The organism is Propionicimonas sp. (assembly GCF_034927565.1).
Classification (GTDB): domain Bacteria; phylum Actinomycetota; class Actinomycetes; order Propionibacteriales; family Propionibacteriaceae; genus Propionicimonas.
The window spans coordinates 80,875-97,191 of record NZ_JAYFPT010000015.1 but is presented as its reverse complement, the minus strand read 5'-3'; the positions used below and the strand labels follow the sequence as shown (position 1 = coordinate 97,191).

Annotated in this window: 14 protein-coding genes; 13 read left to right on the top strand and 1 reads right to left on the bottom strand. The window is 70.3% G+C overall.

Features of this window, described 5'->3' with window-relative positions; translation table 11 throughout:
- Positions 1-96: 96 nt before the first annotated feature.
- The 8 genes from VB080_RS04700 to hemH all read left to right on the top strand — a co-directional run bounded on the left by VB080_RS04700 (position 97) and on the right by hemH (position 10,336).
- Positions 97-1,296 (top strand): ROK family protein, encoded by a 1,200-nt coding sequence (locus VB080_RS04700; RefSeq protein WP_323417272.1) that lies wholly within the window; start codon positions 97-99, stop codon positions 1,294-1,296.
- Positions 1,297-1,412: 116 nt separating this feature from the next.
- The gene (locus VB080_RS04695; protein WP_323417271.1) at positions 1,413-2,747 is read left to right on the top strand and encodes an extracellular solute-binding protein; all 1,335 of its coding nucleotides are present in this window, start codon (positions 1,413-1,415) and stop codon (positions 2,745-2,747) included.
- Complete coding sequence (locus VB080_RS04690) at positions 2,744-3,718, top strand: sugar ABC transporter permease (RefSeq protein ID WP_323417270.1); 975 nt, start codon at positions 2,744-2,746, stop codon at positions 3,716-3,718. The genes VB080_RS04695 and VB080_RS04690 overlap by 4 nt, the downstream gene beginning before the upstream one ends.
- Positions 3,715-4,551 carry a carbohydrate ABC transporter permease gene (locus VB080_RS04685; protein WP_323417269.1) on the top strand — a complete coding sequence of 279 codons (837 nt, stop codon included), beginning with the start codon at positions 3,715-3,717 and terminating at the stop codon, positions 4,549-4,551. The genes VB080_RS04690 and VB080_RS04685 overlap by 4 nt, the downstream gene beginning before the upstream one ends.
- A 34-nt stretch (positions 4,552-4,585) precedes the next feature.
- Positions 4,586-5,989: a glycoside hydrolase family 1 protein gene (locus VB080_RS04680; RefSeq protein ID WP_323417268.1), complete on the top strand. Its 1,404-nt coding sequence runs from the start codon at positions 4,586-4,588 to the stop codon at positions 5,987-5,989.
- Between the two features lie 228 nt (positions 5,990-6,217).
- On the top strand, positions 6,218-6,877 hold the full coding sequence (locus tag VB080_RS04675) for an META domain-containing protein (RefSeq protein WP_323417267.1): 660 nt from the start codon (positions 6,218-6,220) through the stop codon (positions 6,875-6,877).
- Positions 6,878-6,917: 40 nt separating this feature from the next.
- On the top strand, positions 6,918-9,212 hold the full coding sequence (gene secA2 / locus VB080_RS04670) for an accessory Sec system translocase SecA2 (RefSeq protein WP_323417266.1): 2,295 nt from the start codon (positions 6,918-6,920) through the stop codon (positions 9,210-9,212).
- A gap of 86 nt (positions 9,213-9,298) precedes the next feature.
- Positions 9,299-10,336, top strand: coding sequence for a ferrochelatase (gene hemH, locus VB080_RS04665; RefSeq protein WP_323417265.1), 1,038 nt, complete (start codon positions 9,299-9,301; stop codon positions 10,334-10,336).
- A gap of 14 nt (positions 10,337-10,350) precedes the next feature.
- On the opposite strand, the gene VB080_RS04660 is transcribed toward hemH, so the two are convergent.
- The gene (locus VB080_RS04660; RefSeq protein WP_323417264.1) at positions 10,351-11,076 is read right to left on the bottom strand and encodes an IclR family transcriptional regulator; all 726 of its coding nucleotides are present in this window, start codon (positions 11,074-11,076) and stop codon (positions 10,351-10,353) included.
- A gap of 98 nt (positions 11,077-11,174) precedes the next feature.
- Between VB080_RS04660 and leuC the strand changes: the two genes are divergently transcribed.
- The 5 genes from leuC to VB080_RS04635 all read left to right on the top strand — a co-directional run bounded on the left by leuC (position 11,175) and on the right by VB080_RS04635 (position 16,234).
- On the top strand, positions 11,175-12,572 hold the full coding sequence (gene leuC, locus VB080_RS04655) for a 3-isopropylmalate dehydratase large subunit (RefSeq protein WP_323417263.1): 1,398 nt from the start codon (positions 11,175-11,177) through the stop codon (positions 12,570-12,572).
- A gap of 10 nt (positions 12,573-12,582) precedes the next feature.
- On the top strand, positions 12,583-13,188 hold the full coding sequence (leuD, locus tag VB080_RS04650) for a 3-isopropylmalate dehydratase small subunit (protein WP_323417262.1): 606 nt from the start codon (positions 12,583-12,585) through the stop codon (positions 13,186-13,188).
- A gap of 66 nt (positions 13,189-13,254) precedes the next feature.
- Positions 13,255-14,034, top strand: coding sequence for a lysophospholipid acyltransferase family protein (locus VB080_RS04645; protein WP_323417261.1), 780 nt, complete (start codon positions 13,255-13,257; stop codon positions 14,032-14,034).
- Positions 14,035-14,165: 131 nt separating this feature from the next.
- Positions 14,166-15,287, top strand: a complete 1,122-nt coding sequence (locus tag VB080_RS04640) for a D-alanine--D-alanine ligase family protein (protein ID WP_323417260.1) — start codon at positions 14,166-14,168, stop codon at positions 15,285-15,287.
- Complete coding sequence (locus tag VB080_RS04635; protein WP_323417259.1) at positions 15,287-16,234, top strand: thiamine-phosphate kinase; 948 nt, start codon at positions 15,287-15,289, stop codon at positions 16,232-16,234. The genes VB080_RS04640 and VB080_RS04635 overlap by 1 nt, the downstream gene beginning before the upstream one ends.
- Positions 16,235-16,317: the final 83 nt, after the last annotated feature.

The window sequence follows — 16,317 nt, the reverse complement described above, 5'->3', positions numbered from 1 at the left end:
CGAGGCCGACCTGCAGGTGATGCCCGGCAAGGGTGGGCGACATCCTTGACATTGATATTTTGGACTATAAACTAATATCCGAACGAAGGAGCACCAGTGGCGAAGAAGGCATCCGTGCGCGATGTCAGGCGCAGCAACCGCGCGTTGCTGCTGCGGCGGCTGGTGCTGGCAGGTGAGACCTCCCGGAGCGACCTCGGCGCCGACACCGGATTGTCGCCGGCAACGGTGACGAGCGTGGTCAGCGAGCTGATCGACGAGGGGACCGTCCAGGAGACGGGCTTCTTGGATTCCGCCGGTGGCCGTCGCCGCGTGCTCCTGCATGTCGATCCTCGTGCCGGCTTCGTGTTCGGTGCGGATGTCAGCGAGGCCCAGGTGTCCACGGCGGTGTACGGCCTCACCCTCGACCGGCTGGCCGCCCGCTCGACCTCCTTTCCGGGTCGCCGGATCGACCCGGCGCGAGTCGGCGAGATCGTCGCCAGCCATGTCACCGACCTGCTCTCCGAGACCGGGCTGGAGCAGCAGAAGGTCATCGGCCTGGGCCTCGGAGTGCCGGGCGTGGTCGAACATCCGGCGACCCCGGCCGCGGTCGTCCACGCCGACGTCATCGGCTGGAGCAGCGCCGCCTTCGGCTGGCTGGAATCGGCGCTGAGCATCCCCGTCCTGGTGGACAACGGCGCGAAGACCACCACCCAGGCAGAGCACTGGTACGGCTCTGCGCGGGGTGCCGAGCATGCCATCGTCGCGCTGGTCGGCGACGGCGTCGGCGCGGGCATCATCACCAACGGTCGGCTCTACCGCGGCGCCAGCAGCGGTGCGGGAGAGTGGGGCCACACCAAGATCAGCCTGGATGGGCCGCCCTGCCGCTGCGGATCCCGCGGCTGTGTCGAGTCGATCGTCGGCGCCTCGGCGGTGCTGCGCGACTGGCGTGGCTCCGACGACTTCACCGGACGCGAACCCGAGGGCATCCGGGAGCTGCTTGCCGCGCACGCTCGCGGGGAGACCGAAGCGGTCCGCGCTGTTGCTGCGGTCATCGACCACCTCGGTCTCGCCCTGGCGAACCTCGTCAACCTCTACAACCCGGAGAAGATCATCGTCGGCGGCTGGTTCGGCGACCTGATCGCCCGGGACCATCCCGAGGAGCTGGGCGCCGCCGTGCGCCGCTTCTCCCTCAAGCAACCCGGAGAACAGGCCGTGGTGGAGAGATCGCAGCTCGGCACGGAGGCCGTCACGCTCGGCGCGGCGACCCTGCCGGTTGATCTCTTCATCGAGACCGGGTTGGTCCCATCCGCCGCTTGACCACAAGCCCGCCCACGAGAGGAACACCACACCGCGACGCGCGTCATTGGACGCACTCGCAGCGGGGCCCCGGCAGTCGCCCGGTTCCCGACCACCAACTCAATGAGGAGAAACTCATGACACGACACCCGGTCGTTCGGCCTGCCATCACCGGGGTAGCAGCCGTCGCACTGTCGGCCGGCCTGTTCGCCGGCTGCACCGCCGGCGCCCCCGTATCTACTACGCAACCGACCACCAGCACCACGACCAGCACCACTCCCGGCACCACTGCGCCGTCGGGGGAGATCCGGGTGCTGGCCGTCGAAGGTCCCGAGACCGACGCGCTCGCCGCCGAGGCGGCGGGCTTCACGTCCAGTTCCGGGATCACCGTCAAGGTCGACAAGGTCGCCCGCGACGTCTGGGGACAGCGCAAGGTCGCCGAACTGTCCCAGGACGCCGGCACCTACGACATTGTCTTCCTGGGCGGCGGTGATGACGCCGTCTGGATGCTCAAACACGCCCACGCCAAAGATCTCACTCCCTACCTGGGCGCTGACGTGGTCAAGGACGTGGTCAACCACGACCTGTTCACCACCGAGGCGGGCGCCTTCGTCGGCGCGCCCCAGTACTACAACTTCCCGGTCACCTACTACCGCGCCGACCTGTTCAGCAATCCCGACGAGCAGGCTGCCTTCAAGGCCACGTACGGACGAGAGCTCGCGCCACCGACGACCTTCGATGAACTGGTTGACATCGCCACCTTCTTCAACCGCCCCGACAAAGGGCTGTACGGAACCTGCCTGGGCGGAGTCGACTGGTCGGTGTTCCTGGACGACACCTACTTCACCTACGGTCAGGACTCCAACTTCGGTGACCTCACCACCGGCGGCCTCACCCTCAACACCCCCGAACAGGTGAAGTCGCTGGAGTACATCAAGCAGCTCACTGCGCTCAGCGCGCCGGGCTGGGAGTCGTTGAGCTTCTTCGACTGCGACAACCAGATGAAGGCCGGGACGATCGCGATCTACCAGAACTGGCTGTATGCCTGGCGCACCCTCGGCGCCGACATGGGCGACACCCTGGCGATGGCGCCGCCGGCGGGAGTGAAGACCCACCTCGGCGCGATGCTGGCGACCATCCCCGAGAAGGCACCCAACCCGGACGCCGCCGGCGCCTTCATCGCCTGGATGCTGGGCGACGCCTACCAGCTGGCTCAGACCACACAGACCGGCAACCTGCCGGTGCTGGAGTCGCAGCAGGCCTCGGCCGACTTCGCCGCCGCGCTGCCCGAACTGGAGATGCTGAAGACGGTTGCCGCGCGGCTCACCTACCTGCACACCACCTGGTCGGGCGAACTCTCGTCCGGGGTCTCCGAGGCGATCGCCAAGGTCACCTCCGGCAAGGCGAGCGCCCAGGAAGCCGCACGCTGGCTGCAGGAGGAGAAGTTCGCCGGACGGAAGGCGATCGAGTGACGGACTCGGTCACCGCCGGCCGCGGGGAGGCGGCTGACGCCACCCCGCGACCCGGCGGCCCCGCCTCTCGTTCGCCGCGGACCCCGGCGACCTCCCGGCGACGTCACCGGACCGGGCTGGCTTTCACCCTGCCGGCGATGGTCTTCGTCGGTGTCGTGATGGCCTATCCGCTGGGCTACCTCGGCTACCTGTCCTTCCACAACTACCGTCCGCTGACCTCGCCGGAGGCAACCTGGGCCGGGCTGGCGAACTACGCCAGACTCCTCACCGACTCCACGGTCGCGAACTCACTGTCGGTCACCCTCCGGTTCACCGTCGCCTCGGTGGCCCTCGAGGTGGTCCTCGGCACCGCGTGCGCCATCCTGCTCGCGCATGTGATGCTCGGCGCCCGCGGACGGGGCTCGCGGTTGGCTGCGAAGCTGCTCGGTTCGGCCTACATCATCCCGTTCGCCGTGCCCGCGATCGCCGGCGCGTACGCCTGGCGGATGCTGCTCGACGCCCAGTTCGGACCCGTCAACGCACTGCTGGGCAGTCGGACACCGTGGCTGGTCGACTACCCGATGGCCTCGATCGTGGCGATCGACGCCTGGAAGATGATGCCCTTCGTCCTGTTCGTGATGCTCGCTGCGGTGATGTCGATCGAGCCCTCGCAGTACGAGGCGGCCGCGCTCGACGGAGCCGGCGCGCTGCGGCAGCTGTTCTCGATCACCCTTCCCTCCATCCTGCCGGTGATGGTGATCACGGCCGCCTTCCGGGCCGTGGACGCCTTCACCAAGGTGTTCGACACGGTCTTCGCCACCACCGGCGGTGGGCCCGGCGACGACACCCGGGTGTTCCCGCTGTTGATCTGGCGGACTGCCTTCACCCACCTCGATTTCGGAGCCGCCGCCACCCAGGCGGTCGCCGCGCTCGCCATCTCGCTGGTGTTCGGCACCGCGCTGCTGCTCTCCCAGCGGAGGAACGACCGATGACGCTGACCTATCACGATCGCAAGCGTCTGGGCGTGGCCGCCTCCGGGATCGTCCTGACGGTGATCGCCGGGCTGATGCTGCTCCCGATGCTGTGGATGGCGTTCACCTCGGTCAAGCCCGACTCTGCGATCTTCAGCCGGACCCCGCTGCGCTGGCCGGACGCGTTCACCGGCGAGCACTACGCAAACCTGTTCACGCAGTTCCACTTCGGCCCGTCCTCCCTCAACTCCACGCTTATCGCCGTGGTGACGGTGGTGACCAGCGTGATCCTCGGCGGTCTGGGCGCCTACGGGTTCGCCCGGTATCCGTGGCGGGGCAGCGGGGTCGCGCTCGGCTTCCTGATGGTGGCGCGGATGGTCACCCCATCCGCCCTCGTGGTGCCGTTGTACGTGATCATGCAGGCCCTCGGACTGCTCAACTCGGTCACCGGGGTGATCGTTGGCGTCACCGTGCTGAACCTGCCGTTCGTGATCTGGATCCTGAGGCCCTTCTTCGCCACCGTCCCGCGGGAGGTCGAGGAGGCTGCTGAACTCGACGGGCTGTCGCCCTTCGCGGTGTTCTTCCGGATCGTGATCCCGCTGGCCAGGCCAGGCATCATGACGGCGGTGCTGTACAGCTTCCTCGCTGGCTGGACGGACCTGTTGTTCCCGATGACCTTCATCACCGACGCGGAGGTCATGCCCCTGACCTCCGGCCTGCTGCAGATGCAGACCGGCTACAAGATCTACTGGGGTGAACTGATGGCCGGCGGTATCGCCCTGACCCTGCCGCCGGTCGTCCTCTGTTTCGCGCTGCAGCGCAATCTGCTGAGTGGGCTCCGTGCGGGCTACTGACTGCGGCGGGGTCCGCGTACCAAGGAGAGAACCCATGAGTGCATTGGCAGGAGTCCGCTGGGGGAGTGCGACCGCCGCCTACCAGGTCGAAGGCGCAGTCGACGAGGGCGGACGCACCCCCAGCATCTGGGACACCTTCACCGCCCGCCCAGGTGCCATCCCGCGAGGCGACAGCGGGGAGATCGCCGCCCGGATCTACCACCACCCGGCGGTCCTGCTGGACGCTGTCGCGTGGTTGGGACTGGACACCTACCGGTTGTCGGTGGCGTGGACCCGGATGGTCACCGGCCCGGACGGCAGGCCCAACCCCGAGGGGATCGCCTACTACCGCCGGGTGCTCCAGGGGCTGCGCGACCGTGGCGTGACGCCGGTCGTCACGCTCTACCACTGGGACCTGCCGCAGTGGTTGCAGGACGCCGGTGGCTGGGCCAACCTGGCGACCGCGGATGCCTTCGCCGAGTTCGCAGCCCTGGCTGTCGGCGAACTCGGCGATCTCGTCTCGGAATGGATCACCGTCAACGAGCCGTTCTGCGCTGCCTTCCACGGCCACCTCAGCGGCCTGCATGCTCCCGGTCTCCATGACGAGGCCACGGCCCTGCGGGCAGCCCTGGTCCAGTTGCATGCCCACGGCGAGGCAGTGCGGGCCGTCCGCCGGCTCGCACCAACCGCCCGGGTGGGCGTGTCACTCAACCTGTCCGACCTGGAAGCGGCCACCGACAACCCCGCCGACCTGGCAGCCACCCGGGTTGCCGACCTGGTGGAGAACCGGCTCTTCCTCGATCCGGCGCTGCGCGGCCGGCTGCCCGACGACACCGTCGGCTACTTCGGCGCCGACGTGGTCGAGGCAGCGCTGCGCGGGGTCGACGTGACGCGGATTGCCGAGCCGCTGGACTTCCTGGGCGTCAACTACTACGAGCACAACCTGGTGCGGGCGTCCCGGGTTGGCAATGACCTGGTCGTCCGGGGGATCGAGAAGCTCCCGGTGCCCGAACCGCGCAGTGGGAACGGCGTCGCCGTGAATCCGGCGGGCTTCACCCGAGTGCTGCTCCGGGTCGCCGCGCTGGAGCCCGAGTTACCGATCTGGGTGACCGAGAACGGTATCGGGTTGTGGGACTACCTCGGGCCCGACGCACGCTGCAATGATGTCGAGCGGATTGCCTATCTCGACCAGTACCTGGCAGCCCTGGCGACCGCGAGGGACCAGGGTGCCCGGGTCGAGGCCTACTTCCACTGGTCGCTGATGGATACCTTCGAGTGGTCCTACGGCTACCAGTTGCGGTACGGGCTGTTCTATGTCGACTTCCCGACCGGTCGGCTGCTGCCCAAGCAGAGCGCGCATCACTATCGCAGGCTGATCGCGGGACAGCGGGCGGGCGGCCCTCCGGCTGACGGTTCCACGATGGACATCTCCTCCGCGGGGCTGTCCGCCGGCGCCTGACGGGCACGGTCACCCGGGTCGGCCTGATCGACCAGCCTGCACCCAGATCGCAGGGGGCGCGTCGTACGGCCTCGGCGCGTCCCCTGTCTGGCTGCCTTGCCGGGCCGCTGTCCGGCGGCAGCCGGCAGCTGACCGCTCGGTGACTGACCGAGCCCGGGGCATCGCGGAAATCTCCTGCGGAAAGCACTGCAACGAACCGCCCCGCCGGCCACTCTTTATGGTGTGTCGGTGGCGAGACAGGGCTCTGAGGTGGCGGTGGACGGTGCCGGGCGACCCCCGTTCGCCGACTACGTGACGGCCCAGGGGATGCGGCTGACCCGGCTGGCCTTTCTGGTCGCGGTGTCGATTGTCCTGGTGGTCGCCGTGGGCGTGGTGGGGTGGTGGCTGAGGCCGCTGGACAGCCTGCCGGCGGCTCCGGCGCCGATTCCGGTCAGTCCGGCTGCATCGGCGTCGACCAACCCGCCCGTGCCCGTGTCGACGGCACCGACGACCGGACCGGCGACCTCCGCGCCCACCAGAACTACGGCCGACCTCGGGAGTGCTCTGGTCGGGCCAACCTGGGAGGTGCAGACGGTTCGCGGCGCTGACTACGTTCCCGGTCGCTATGAGCGGCCCGGTCTGGTGTTCGAACCGGACGGCTACGTTCGGCAGGCAGTCGGTGGCTGCAACAGCACTGACGGGCTGTACACGGTGGACGGCTCCTCGCTGACCTTCTCAAGGCTGGGGACCAGCCTCGTCGGGTGCCCGGCGGAGACCAGCAACCAGGAGGGCGCCCTGACCCAGGCCCTCGAACAGACCCGAACCGCGAAAATCGACGGCTCGACGCTGACCTTGTTCGACGGTGGCGGCACTGCCCTGGCCACCTTCACGGCCACATCCCCACGCTGACCGCAGACCGCCCGCTTGAACGGTGTGGTGAGGTGGGGCCATGACTTCGGCGTGGCAGCGGGCCCGGAACTGGGTGCTGGACAAGCCAGGCGCGGTCGACCTGGCCGGGCTGGCCACAGTGGTTGCGCGGGCGTCGGTGCTGGCCGCGCAGCTGGGCGAGCTGCCGGACGAGGACCTCGGCTCCCGGCTGGCGGGGTTGCCGACCGGCTTCGTGGACGACGACGACACGCTGGCCGAGTTCCTCGCTGTGGCCCGCGAACTGGCCGAGCGGCAGCTGGGGCTGCGTCCGTTCGACGTGCAACTGCAGGCGGCTACCGCCATGCTGCGCGGCATCTCGGTCGAGCTGGCCACCGGTGAAGGCAAGACCCTGGTCGGGGCGATCGTGGCTGCCGGGCTGGTGCGGGCCGGACGGCGGGTACACGTCCTGTCGGCCAACGACTACCTGGCCGAGCGCGACGCGGGCTGGATGGGACCGCTGCTCAGGGCGGCCGGTGCCAGCGTCGGGTTCGTCACCTCCCACACCGTCCACGAGCAGCGTCAGCAGGCCTACCGGGCCGAGGTGGTCTACGTCCCGGTGACCGAGGCCGGGTTCGACGTGCTGCGCGACCGGGTACGGCTGGACGTCGCCGAGCGGGTCGGAATCGGCCGGGACGCCGCCGTCCTCGACGAGGCCGATGCGGTGCTGCTGGACGAGGCCAGGGTGCCACTGGTACTGGCCGGCGAGGCCGCCGCGGCCGGGAACGGGGACCGGGAGATCGCCGCCTTCGTCCGCACCCTCGTCGAGAGCGCGGACTACCTGGTGGACGCTGACCGGCGCACCCTGCACCTCACCGAGCAGGGGCTGCAGGCGGTCGAGCGGCACTACCCGGGGGTGGACCTGTTCGGCGCTGACCAGGAGCTCCTGACCCGGGTGAACATAGCGCTGCACGCCGAGGTGTTGCTGGTCCGTGACGTCGAGTACGTGGTCGAGAACGGCCGGGTGCGGCTGGTCAGCCAGTCCCGCGGTCGGGTGGAGGCACTGCAGCGCTGGCCCGAGGGCCTGCAGGAGGCGGTGGAGGCCAAGGAGGGCCTGGCCGCCAGCGCCGGCGTCGAGGTGCTCGACCAGCTGCTGGTGCGCGACCTGGTCGGCCGCTACCGCTCGGTGGTCGGGATGAGCGCCACCCTGGCCAGTGCCGCCGACGAACTGCAGGAGCTCTACGGTCTGCGCTGCGGGCCGCTGCCGCCCAACAGTCCTTGCATCCGGGTGGACGAACCTGACCGGCTCTACGAGACCATCGACGAGCGGGATGCCGCCGCCGTCGCCTTCGTTCAGGAGTCGCACGCCACCGGCCAGCCCGTGCTGGTCGCCACCGGCTCGGTGGCCGACTCCGAACGGTTCGCGGGTCTGCTGGCCGCCCACGGACTGGTCTCGGTGGTGCTCAACGCCCGCAACGACGCCGAGGAAGCCGGCATCATCGCCCTGGCCGGCAGCGTCGGACGGCTCACCGTCTCCACCCAGATGGCCGGCCGCGGGGTGGACATCCGGCTGGCCGAAGGTGCTGCGGGTCTGGGCGGGCTGTGCATCGTCGGGATCGCGCGATTCGCCAGTGCCCGGCTGGACGCCCAGCTCCGCGGCCGGGCCGGACGCCAGGGCGACCCCGGACGCTCGATCTTCTTCACCAGCCTGGCCGACCCGCTGGTCACCGAGAACGACCCCGACCACAGTCCGGCCCGTCACGTCCTGCTCGACGGCACGGTGCTGGACAAGAAGCTGCGCACCAACCTGGTCGACCACGCCCAGCGGATCTCCGACGGCCAGCAGCGCGCCCTGCGCGACCTCGCCCGGCGCTACGGCAGCCTGATCGCGCTGCAGCGCGACGAACTGCTCACGCTGCGCGAGGAGCTGCTGACCACCGACCGGCCGGTCACCGAGCTCACCGCCCGGCTGCCGAAACGGATGGCCGCGTTGGCCGGGCAGCTGCCAGCCGAGGCCCTGCTGCGGGACATCCGGACCGCCTGCCTGAGCAGCCTCGACCGGCGCTGGAGCGAACACCTGGCCTACGCCCTCGAACTCCGCGAGGGCATCCACCTGCGCGCCCTGGCCCGACTGGAGCCGCTGGCGGAGTACAACCGGCTGCTGGTCGACTCCTGGCACCAGCTCATCGAACGGGCCTTCGCCGACGCCGCCGGCCTGGTCAGGCGGGCGCCCGTGGCCGACGATCACCTCGACCTCGACCAGGCGGGGGTGTACCGGCCGGGCGCCACCTGGACCTACCTGGTCACCGACGATCAGTTCGGCTCGGAGTGGGCGCGGATCGGGCGCTTCATCGCCCGGGAGTTCCTTGGCCGGCGCTGATCGGAGGCAGTCAGAGACGGCCGCCGTCCCGCGAGGTGGCAACGATGCCCAGCTCCCGACGCGGCGGACGCTAGACTCACCACCAATTGAGTGAGCTGAATGTGGGGTATTTCATGGCGCACGTCGGAGTGGTGCTGGTCAACCTGGGGACACCCGAGGCTCCCACCCTTCCCGCTGTGCAGCGCTACCTGCGCGAGTTCCTCACCGATCGCCGGATCATTCCACTGCACCCGCTGCTGTGGCGGCCGATCCTGGAACTGCGGGTGCTGCAGACCCACGCCCGGGCCTCCACCGAGAAGTACGCCTCGGTGTGGACCCCGGACGGTTCGCCGCTGCTGGTGCACGCCAAGGCCCAGGCCGGCGCCCTGGCAGACAAACTCGGCGACACCGCCCGGGTGGCCGTGGCGATGCGCTACGGCGAGCCCAGCCTGGCCGGCGTGCTGGACGAGCTGAAGGCCGAGGGGATCGACAAGGTGCTCGTCGTGCCGATGTATCCGCAGTTCTCCACCACCACCGTGGCCACCGTCCTCGACGTGCTGGGGAAGTACTTCCAGACCCGGGCCGACCAGTTCGAGTACCGCACCGTGCGCGACTTCCACGTCGACACCGGCTACATCGAAGCCTCCGCGGCCCGGATCGAGGAGACCTGGGCGCGCGAGGGACGGCCGGACTTCGCGGCCGGTGACAAGCTGCTGCTCAGCTACCACGGCATCCCGGTCTCGATGGTGGCCGGCGGCGACCCCTACCCGCGGGAGTGCGAGGCGACCACCGCCCGGCTACGGGAGCGGCTCGGGCTGGGCGAGGACGAGTGCCTGATGGCCTACCAGTCGAAGTTCGGACGTGGGGAGTGGCTCACACCCGCGACCATCGAGAAGGTGGCCGAACTGGGGCAGACCGGGGTGAAACGACTGGACGTGTTCTGCCCGGGCTTCGCCGCCGACTGCCTGGAAACCGAGGAGGAGATCGGCATCCTCAACCGTGAGGAGTTCCACGCCCACGGCGGGGAGCGTTTCGTCCGGGTGCCGTGCCTGAACGACGCCGAGCCCTGGATCGACGCCCTGGCCGGTATCGTCACCCGGCAGCTCGCCGGTTGGGTGAGCGAGCAGTCCGTCCGCTCGGCCTGAGGGAGGTCGCCCCCTTAGCCCTCGCCGCCATTGCGGCGCAGCACCTCGGACAGCCGCTCGGCGGCGGCGATCACCGCCGGGGCGTGCAGCCGTCCGGGCTGGCGGGAGAGACGTTCGATCGGGCCGGAGACGCTCACCGCGGCGATCACCTTGCCGCTGGGGGAGCGCACCGGGGCAGACACCGAGGCCACGCCCGCCTCGCGCTCGGCGACCGACTGCGCCCAGCCGCGGCGCCGGACGGTGGCCAGCGCCACCGCAGAGAAGGAGGCGTTCTGCAGCCCGCGCTGGATCCGCTCGGGATCCTCCCAGGCCAGCAGCACCTGGGCTGCGGAGCCGGCGGCCATGGTCAGCTGGGAGCCGACCGGGATGGTGTCGCGCAACCCGGACGGACGCTCGGCGGCTGCCGCGCAGACCCGGAAGTCGCCCTGGCGGCGGAAGAGCTGGGCGGACTCGCCGGTGATGTCACGCAGTCGCGACAGCACCGGGCCGGCGGTGGCCAGCAGCCGGTCCTCACCGGCAGCAGAGGCGAGCTCGGTGAGCCGTGGGCCAAGCACGAAACGGCCCTGCAGATCGCGGCTGACCAGACGATGATGTTCGAGGGCAACCGCCAGCCGATGGGCGGTCGGCCGGGCGAGCCCGGTCGCGGTCACCAGACCGGCGAGGGTGGTCGGGCCCTGTTCGAGTGCGGTGAGCACCAGAGCCGCTTTGTCGAGAACGCCGACTCCACTTGAGTTGTCCATGTGATGATACTGCCGTCTCGCATCATGATATGCAAGCTGGTAGCATCCCCGTGTGTTACGAGTGCCGTGAGATCCACGGCCGAACCACAGGAGTGCTGATGGGCAAGACGTTGAGTGACAAGGTGTGGGAGAACCACGTGGTGCGTTCGGCACCGGGGGAGCCTGACCTGCTCTACATCGATCTTCACCTGGTTCACGAGGTCACCAGCCCACAGGCCTTCGACGGCTTGCGGCTGGCCGGACGGAAGGTCCGCCGCACCGACCTGACGATCGCCACCGAGGACCACAACACCCCCACCCTCAACATCCTGGCCCCGATCGCCGACCCGGTCAGCAAGCTGCAGGTCGACACCCTGCGCCGCAATGCCGACGAGTTCGGCGTCCGCCGGCACTCCCTGGGCGACAAGGACCAGGGCGTCGTCCACATCATCGGCCCACAGCTGGGCCTGACCCAGCCCGGCCTGACCGTGGTCTGCGGCGACTCGCACACCTCCACCCACGGCGCCTTCGGCGCGCTGGCCTTCGGCATCGGCACCTCCGAGGTCGAACACGTGCTGGCCACCCAGACCCTGCCGCAGGCCCGTCCCAGGACGATGGCGGTCAACGTCAACGGCGACCTGCCCGAAGGCGTCACCGCCAAGGACATCGTCCTCACCCTGATCGCCAAGGTGGGCACCGGCGGCGGCCAGGGCTATGTCGTCGAGTACCGCGGCACGACCATCGAGAGCCTCTCGATGGAAGGCCGGATGACGATCTGCAATATGAGCATCGAGTGGGGCGCCAAGGCCGGCATGATGGCCCCGGACGAGACCACCTTCGCCTACTTAAAGGGACGTCCGCACGCCCCGCAGGGCGCCGACTGGGACGCCGCGGTGACGTCCTGGAAGACGCTCTACTCCGATCCGGACGCCGTCTTCGATCGCGAGGTGAACATCGACGCGGCCACGCTGACCCCGTTCGTCACCTGGGGCACCAACCCCGGCCAGGGAGTCCCGCTGGGCGGTGCCGTCCCCGCCCCGGAGGACTTCTCCGACCCGGTCGACCGTTCGGCCGCCGAACGCGCGCTGACCTACATGGATCTGCGCGCCGGCACCCCGATGCGCGACATCAAGGTCGACACCGTCTTCCTGGGTTCCTGCACCAACGGCCGGATCGAGGATCTGCGGCTGGCGGCGTCGGTGCTGCAGGGCAAGCGGATCGCCGACGGGGTGCGGATGCTGGTCGTCCCCGGCTCGGCCCGGGTCCGGCTGCAGGCCGAATCCGAGGGCCTGGACCAGGTCTTCCTCGACTTCGGCGCCGAATGGCGGGCTGCCGGCTGCTCGATGTGCCTGGGCATGAACCCCGACCAGTTGGCACCGGGGGAGCGCGCCGCGTCCACCTCCAACCGCAACTTCGAGGGCCGCCAGGGCAAGGGCGGCCGCACCCACCTGGTGTCGCCCCCGGTCGCCGCGGCGACCGCCATCCGCGGCACCCTCAGTTCCCCGGCCGACCTGTAAGGAAGCAGCAATGGACAAGTTCAGCACCCACACCGGGATCGCGGTCCCGCTGCGCAACAGCAATGTCGACACCGACCAGATCATTCCGGCGGTCTACCTCAAGCGGGTGACCCGCACCGGCTTCGAGGACGGCCTGTTCGCCGCCTGGCGGGGCGATCCGGCGTTCGTGCTCAACCAGGACGCCTACGCGGCCGGGTCGATCCTGGTCGCCGGCCCCGACTTCGGCACCGGCTCGTCGCGCGAGCACGCGGTCTGGGCACTGCAGAACTACGGTTTCAAGGTCGTCATCGGTTCCCGGTTCGGCGACATCTTCCGCTCCAACTCCGGCAAGGCCGGGCTGGTGATCGCCACCGTCGGGCAGGACGTGGTGGAGAAGCTCTGGGAGATCGCCGAGAGCGAGCCGGGCATCGAGTTCACCGTCGACCTGCACCACCGCACCGTGGAGGCAGCCGACAACGTCTTCGAGTTCATGATCGACGACTACACCCGCCACCGCCTGCTGGAGGGGCTGGACGACATCGGCCTCACCCTGAAGCATGTCGACGACATCGAGGCCTACGAGGCCCGCCGTCCGGCCTGGCTGCCGAGGACGCTGCCGGCCCGCACTGCCGGCTGAACTGCGGATCGGGCGTTCCTGCCGGGACGCCAGCGCGGCGACCCGCAGCAGGCCAGAATGGCGGTCGTGCCCGAGCTGACCGGAACCCCGCGTGCCGGCCTTCCCTTGCGGGTGGCCAACCCGCACCCGGTTGAGCCGGGCTACCGCAGGCTCGCCCGGGTCGCTGGCGTGCTGGTCCGGTTGGTCGCCCGGCTGGACTGGGGGCCGGCCGGCACCCTGCCGGCGTCCGGTGGCGTGATCCTGGTCGCCAACCACATCAGCCAGGCTGATCCGGTGGTGGTCGCCCACTACCTGATCTGGAACGGGCGCTGGCCGCGCTTTCTGGCCAAGCAGGAACTGTGGCGGATGCCGCTGGTCGGCCGGGTGATGGCAGGCACCGGTCAGCTTCCCGTCCAGCGTGGCGGCGAGCGTGCCGCAGACTCCCTCGATGCCGCCGAGGCGGCTCTGCGTCGCGGTGAGTGCGTGGTGGTGTACCCGGAGGGGACGATCACCGCCGACCCGGACGGCTGGCCGATGACCGCCCATCCGGGCGCCGCCCGGCTCGCCCTGGCCACCGGCTGTCCGGTGGTGCCGCTGGGGCAGTGGGGCGCCCAGCGACTGCTGGGTGGCCGTCGGATCTCCTGGCCACGGCTGGTGCCCCGGCCGGTGTTGTCGCTGCGGCTGGGCGTGCCCGTTGTGGTCTCCGACCTCGACTCCGGCGACCCAGGGACGGTCGCCGAACTGGGGGAGCGGATCATGGCAGCCCTCACCGGGCTGGTCGCCGGAATCCGGGGCGAGCCGCCGCCGGCAGGCCGGTTCGACCTGCGGCTGGGACGGCGGGTACCCGGGGCGCGCCCGGGAGCGTGATGCGCCAGCGGTTCGACAGCGCGGTTGCGTCGAAGCTGCGTCGCCGTCCTGGCCCACGTCGCCCGAGGAGAAGGCCCGCCGCGTCGGTCCGGACCGGTAGTCTGGCGACCGATCGCCCGAGAAGAGGACAGATGAGCCAGACATCCCACCGTCCCAGAGTTGCGCTGGTCTTCGGCGGTGCGAGCTCCGAGCACGAGATCTCCTGCCTGACCGCCGGTGGCGTGGCCCGCGTCCTGGATTCCGCCCGGTTCGAGGTGGTGGGCATCGGGATCACCCGGACGGGGGAGTGGGTCCGGGTGCCGCTGGAGGTGGTGGCCGGCTACCGGATCGAGGACGGCCGGTTGCCGCAGGTCGGTGAGGACTTGCCTCCCGCGGTACTGCTGCGGGGCGGGCACGGCGGCCAGGTCGCCGTCCGCGACGGCGACCGGTTGCGCGAGATCATCGACATCGACATCGCCTTCGCCCTGCTGCACGGCCCGTTCGGCGAGGACGGCACGATCCAGGGCCTGTTCGAGATGCTGGGCGTGACCTACGTCGGGGCAGGGGTCGCGGCCAGTGCCATCGGCATGGACAAGGACCTGATGAAGCGGGCGATGTGGGCGGCCGGCCTGCCGGTCGGCCGGTGGATCGCGTTCGGTTCGCGCGACTGGGAGCGGGATCCCGACCGCTGGACCGCAGCGGTCGCCGGCCTGGGCTACCCGGCCTTCGTCAAGCCCGCCCGCGGCGGCTCGAGCATCGGCATCTCCCGGGTCGAGCGCCCCGAAGACCTGGCCGCGGCCATCGACCTGGCACGCAGCCACGACCCGAAGGTGGTGGTCGAGGCGGGCTTCGTCGGGTGCCGCGAGATCGAGGTGGCGGTGCTGCAGGGCCACGGTGGCGGTGCCCCGCGGGTGTCCCTGCCGGGCGAGATCGTGCTGCACGCCGAGGGCAGGTTCTACGACTTCGAGTCCAAATACCTCGACACCGACGAGATCAGCCTCGACGCCCCGGCCCGGCTCACCCCTGCCGAACTCGCCGACGCCCGCGACCTCGCCGGGCGCACCTTCGAGGCGATGGGTGTCGAGGGCCTGGCCAGGATCGACCTGTTCCTCAACCCGGCCGGAAAGTTCTTCGTCAACGAGCTCAACACCATGCCGGGTTTCACCGCCACCTCGATGTTCCCGCTGTTGTGGCAGGCCAGCGGGCTGGAGTACCCCGATCTGGTCGCCGACCTGATCGACCTCGGCCTGGCCAAGGGCCTAGGGCTGCGGTGATGCCCGGCACGGTCGGCGACCTGGGCGAGTTCGGCCTGATCGCCGAGATCACGGCCGGGTTGCCCAGCTCGCAGCAGGTGGTGGTCGGTCCCGGTGACGACTGTGCGGTGTTCACCCCGTCCGGTGCGGTGGCGGTCTCCACCGACACGATGGTGCAGGGCCGGCACTGGCGCGACAGCTGGTCGTCCGGCCACGATGTCGGACGCAAGGCGGTGGCTTCCTCGGTGGCCGATCTGGAGGCCGAGGGCGCCCGTCCGCTGGCGCTGGTGATGAGCCTGGCGCTGCCGGCCGAGACCGAGATGGCCTGGGTGCGCGAGTTCAGTGCCGGGGTGCGCGAGGAGTGCGTCCATGCCGGGGTGCTGCTGGTGGGCGGCGACACCACGTCCGCACCGGCGATCGTGGTGACCTCGACGGTGTTCGGCGAACTGGCAGGACGAGCCCCGGTCACCCGGGCCGGTGCCCGTCCCGGTGACGTGGTGGCGGTCCGGGGCAGGCTGGGCTGGGCCGAGGCCGGCCTGGCGGTGCTGAACCGCGGCTTCCGCTCACCGGCCGCCGTGGTGCTGGCTCACCGGGTGCCGTCCCCGCCCTACGGTCAGGGCATCGTCGCAGCCGAGGCCGGTGCCACCGCGATGGTGGACGTCTCGGACGGCCTGCTGGCCGACCTGGGCCATATCGCCGCAGCGTCGGGGGTGGCGATCGACCTGGACAAGGGCGCCTTCGCCATCGCCGAGCCGCAGACCGCCGTCGCGGCCGCGCTGGGCGGGAGGGATCCGCTGGCGTTCGTCCTGACCGGCGGCGATGACCACGCGCTGGCGGCCTGCTTCCCGCGCGGCCCGGTGCCCGACGGCTGGCAGGTGATCGGTGCGGTCCGGGCGGGCGAGCCGACGGTCCTGGTGGACGGCGAGACCTGGGACGGCGATCCCGGCTGGCAGCACTTCGTGAGTTGAACCGGCCTGAGCACCAGACAGCGTCCCCACAGGCAACTTGCGGTGTTGCGGCGTGGCCGGTTCCGCTACGGGCCGGGGATCGC

Bases quoted from the DNA above. Each gene is read 5' to 3' on its own strand.
- VB080_RS04695 (WP_323417271.1), top strand. From the start codon at position 1,413: ATGACACGACACCCGGTCGTTCGGCCTGCCATCACCGGGGTAGCAGCC.
- VB080_RS04685 (WP_323417269.1), top strand. From the start codon at position 3,715: ATGACGCTGACCTATCACGATCGCAAGCGTCTGGGCGTGGCCGCCTCC.
- VB080_RS04680 (WP_323417268.1), top strand. From the start codon at position 4,586: ATGAGTGCATTGGCAGGAGTCCGCTGGGGGAGTGCGACCGCCGCCTAC.
- secA2 (WP_323417266.1), top strand. From the start codon at position 6,918: ATGACTTCGGCGTGGCAGCGGGCCCGGAACTGGGTGCTGGACAAGCCA.
- VB080_RS04660 (WP_323417264.1), bottom strand. From the start codon at position 11,076: ATGGACAACTCAAGTGGAGTCGGCGTTCTCGACAAAGCGGCTCTGGTG.
- leuC (WP_323417263.1), top strand. From the start codon at position 11,175: ATGGGCAAGACGTTGAGTGACAAGGTGTGGGAGAACCACGTGGTGCGT.
- leuD (WP_323417262.1), top strand. From the start codon at position 12,583: ATGGACAAGTTCAGCACCCACACCGGGATCGCGGTCCCGCTGCGCAAC.
- VB080_RS04640 (WP_323417260.1), top strand. From the start codon at position 14,166: ATGAGCCAGACATCCCACCGTCCCAGAGTTGCGCTGGTCTTCGGCGGT.
- VB080_RS04635 (WP_323417259.1), top strand. From the start codon at position 15,287: ATGCCCGGCACGGTCGGCGACCTGGGCGAGTTCGGCCTGATCGCCGAG.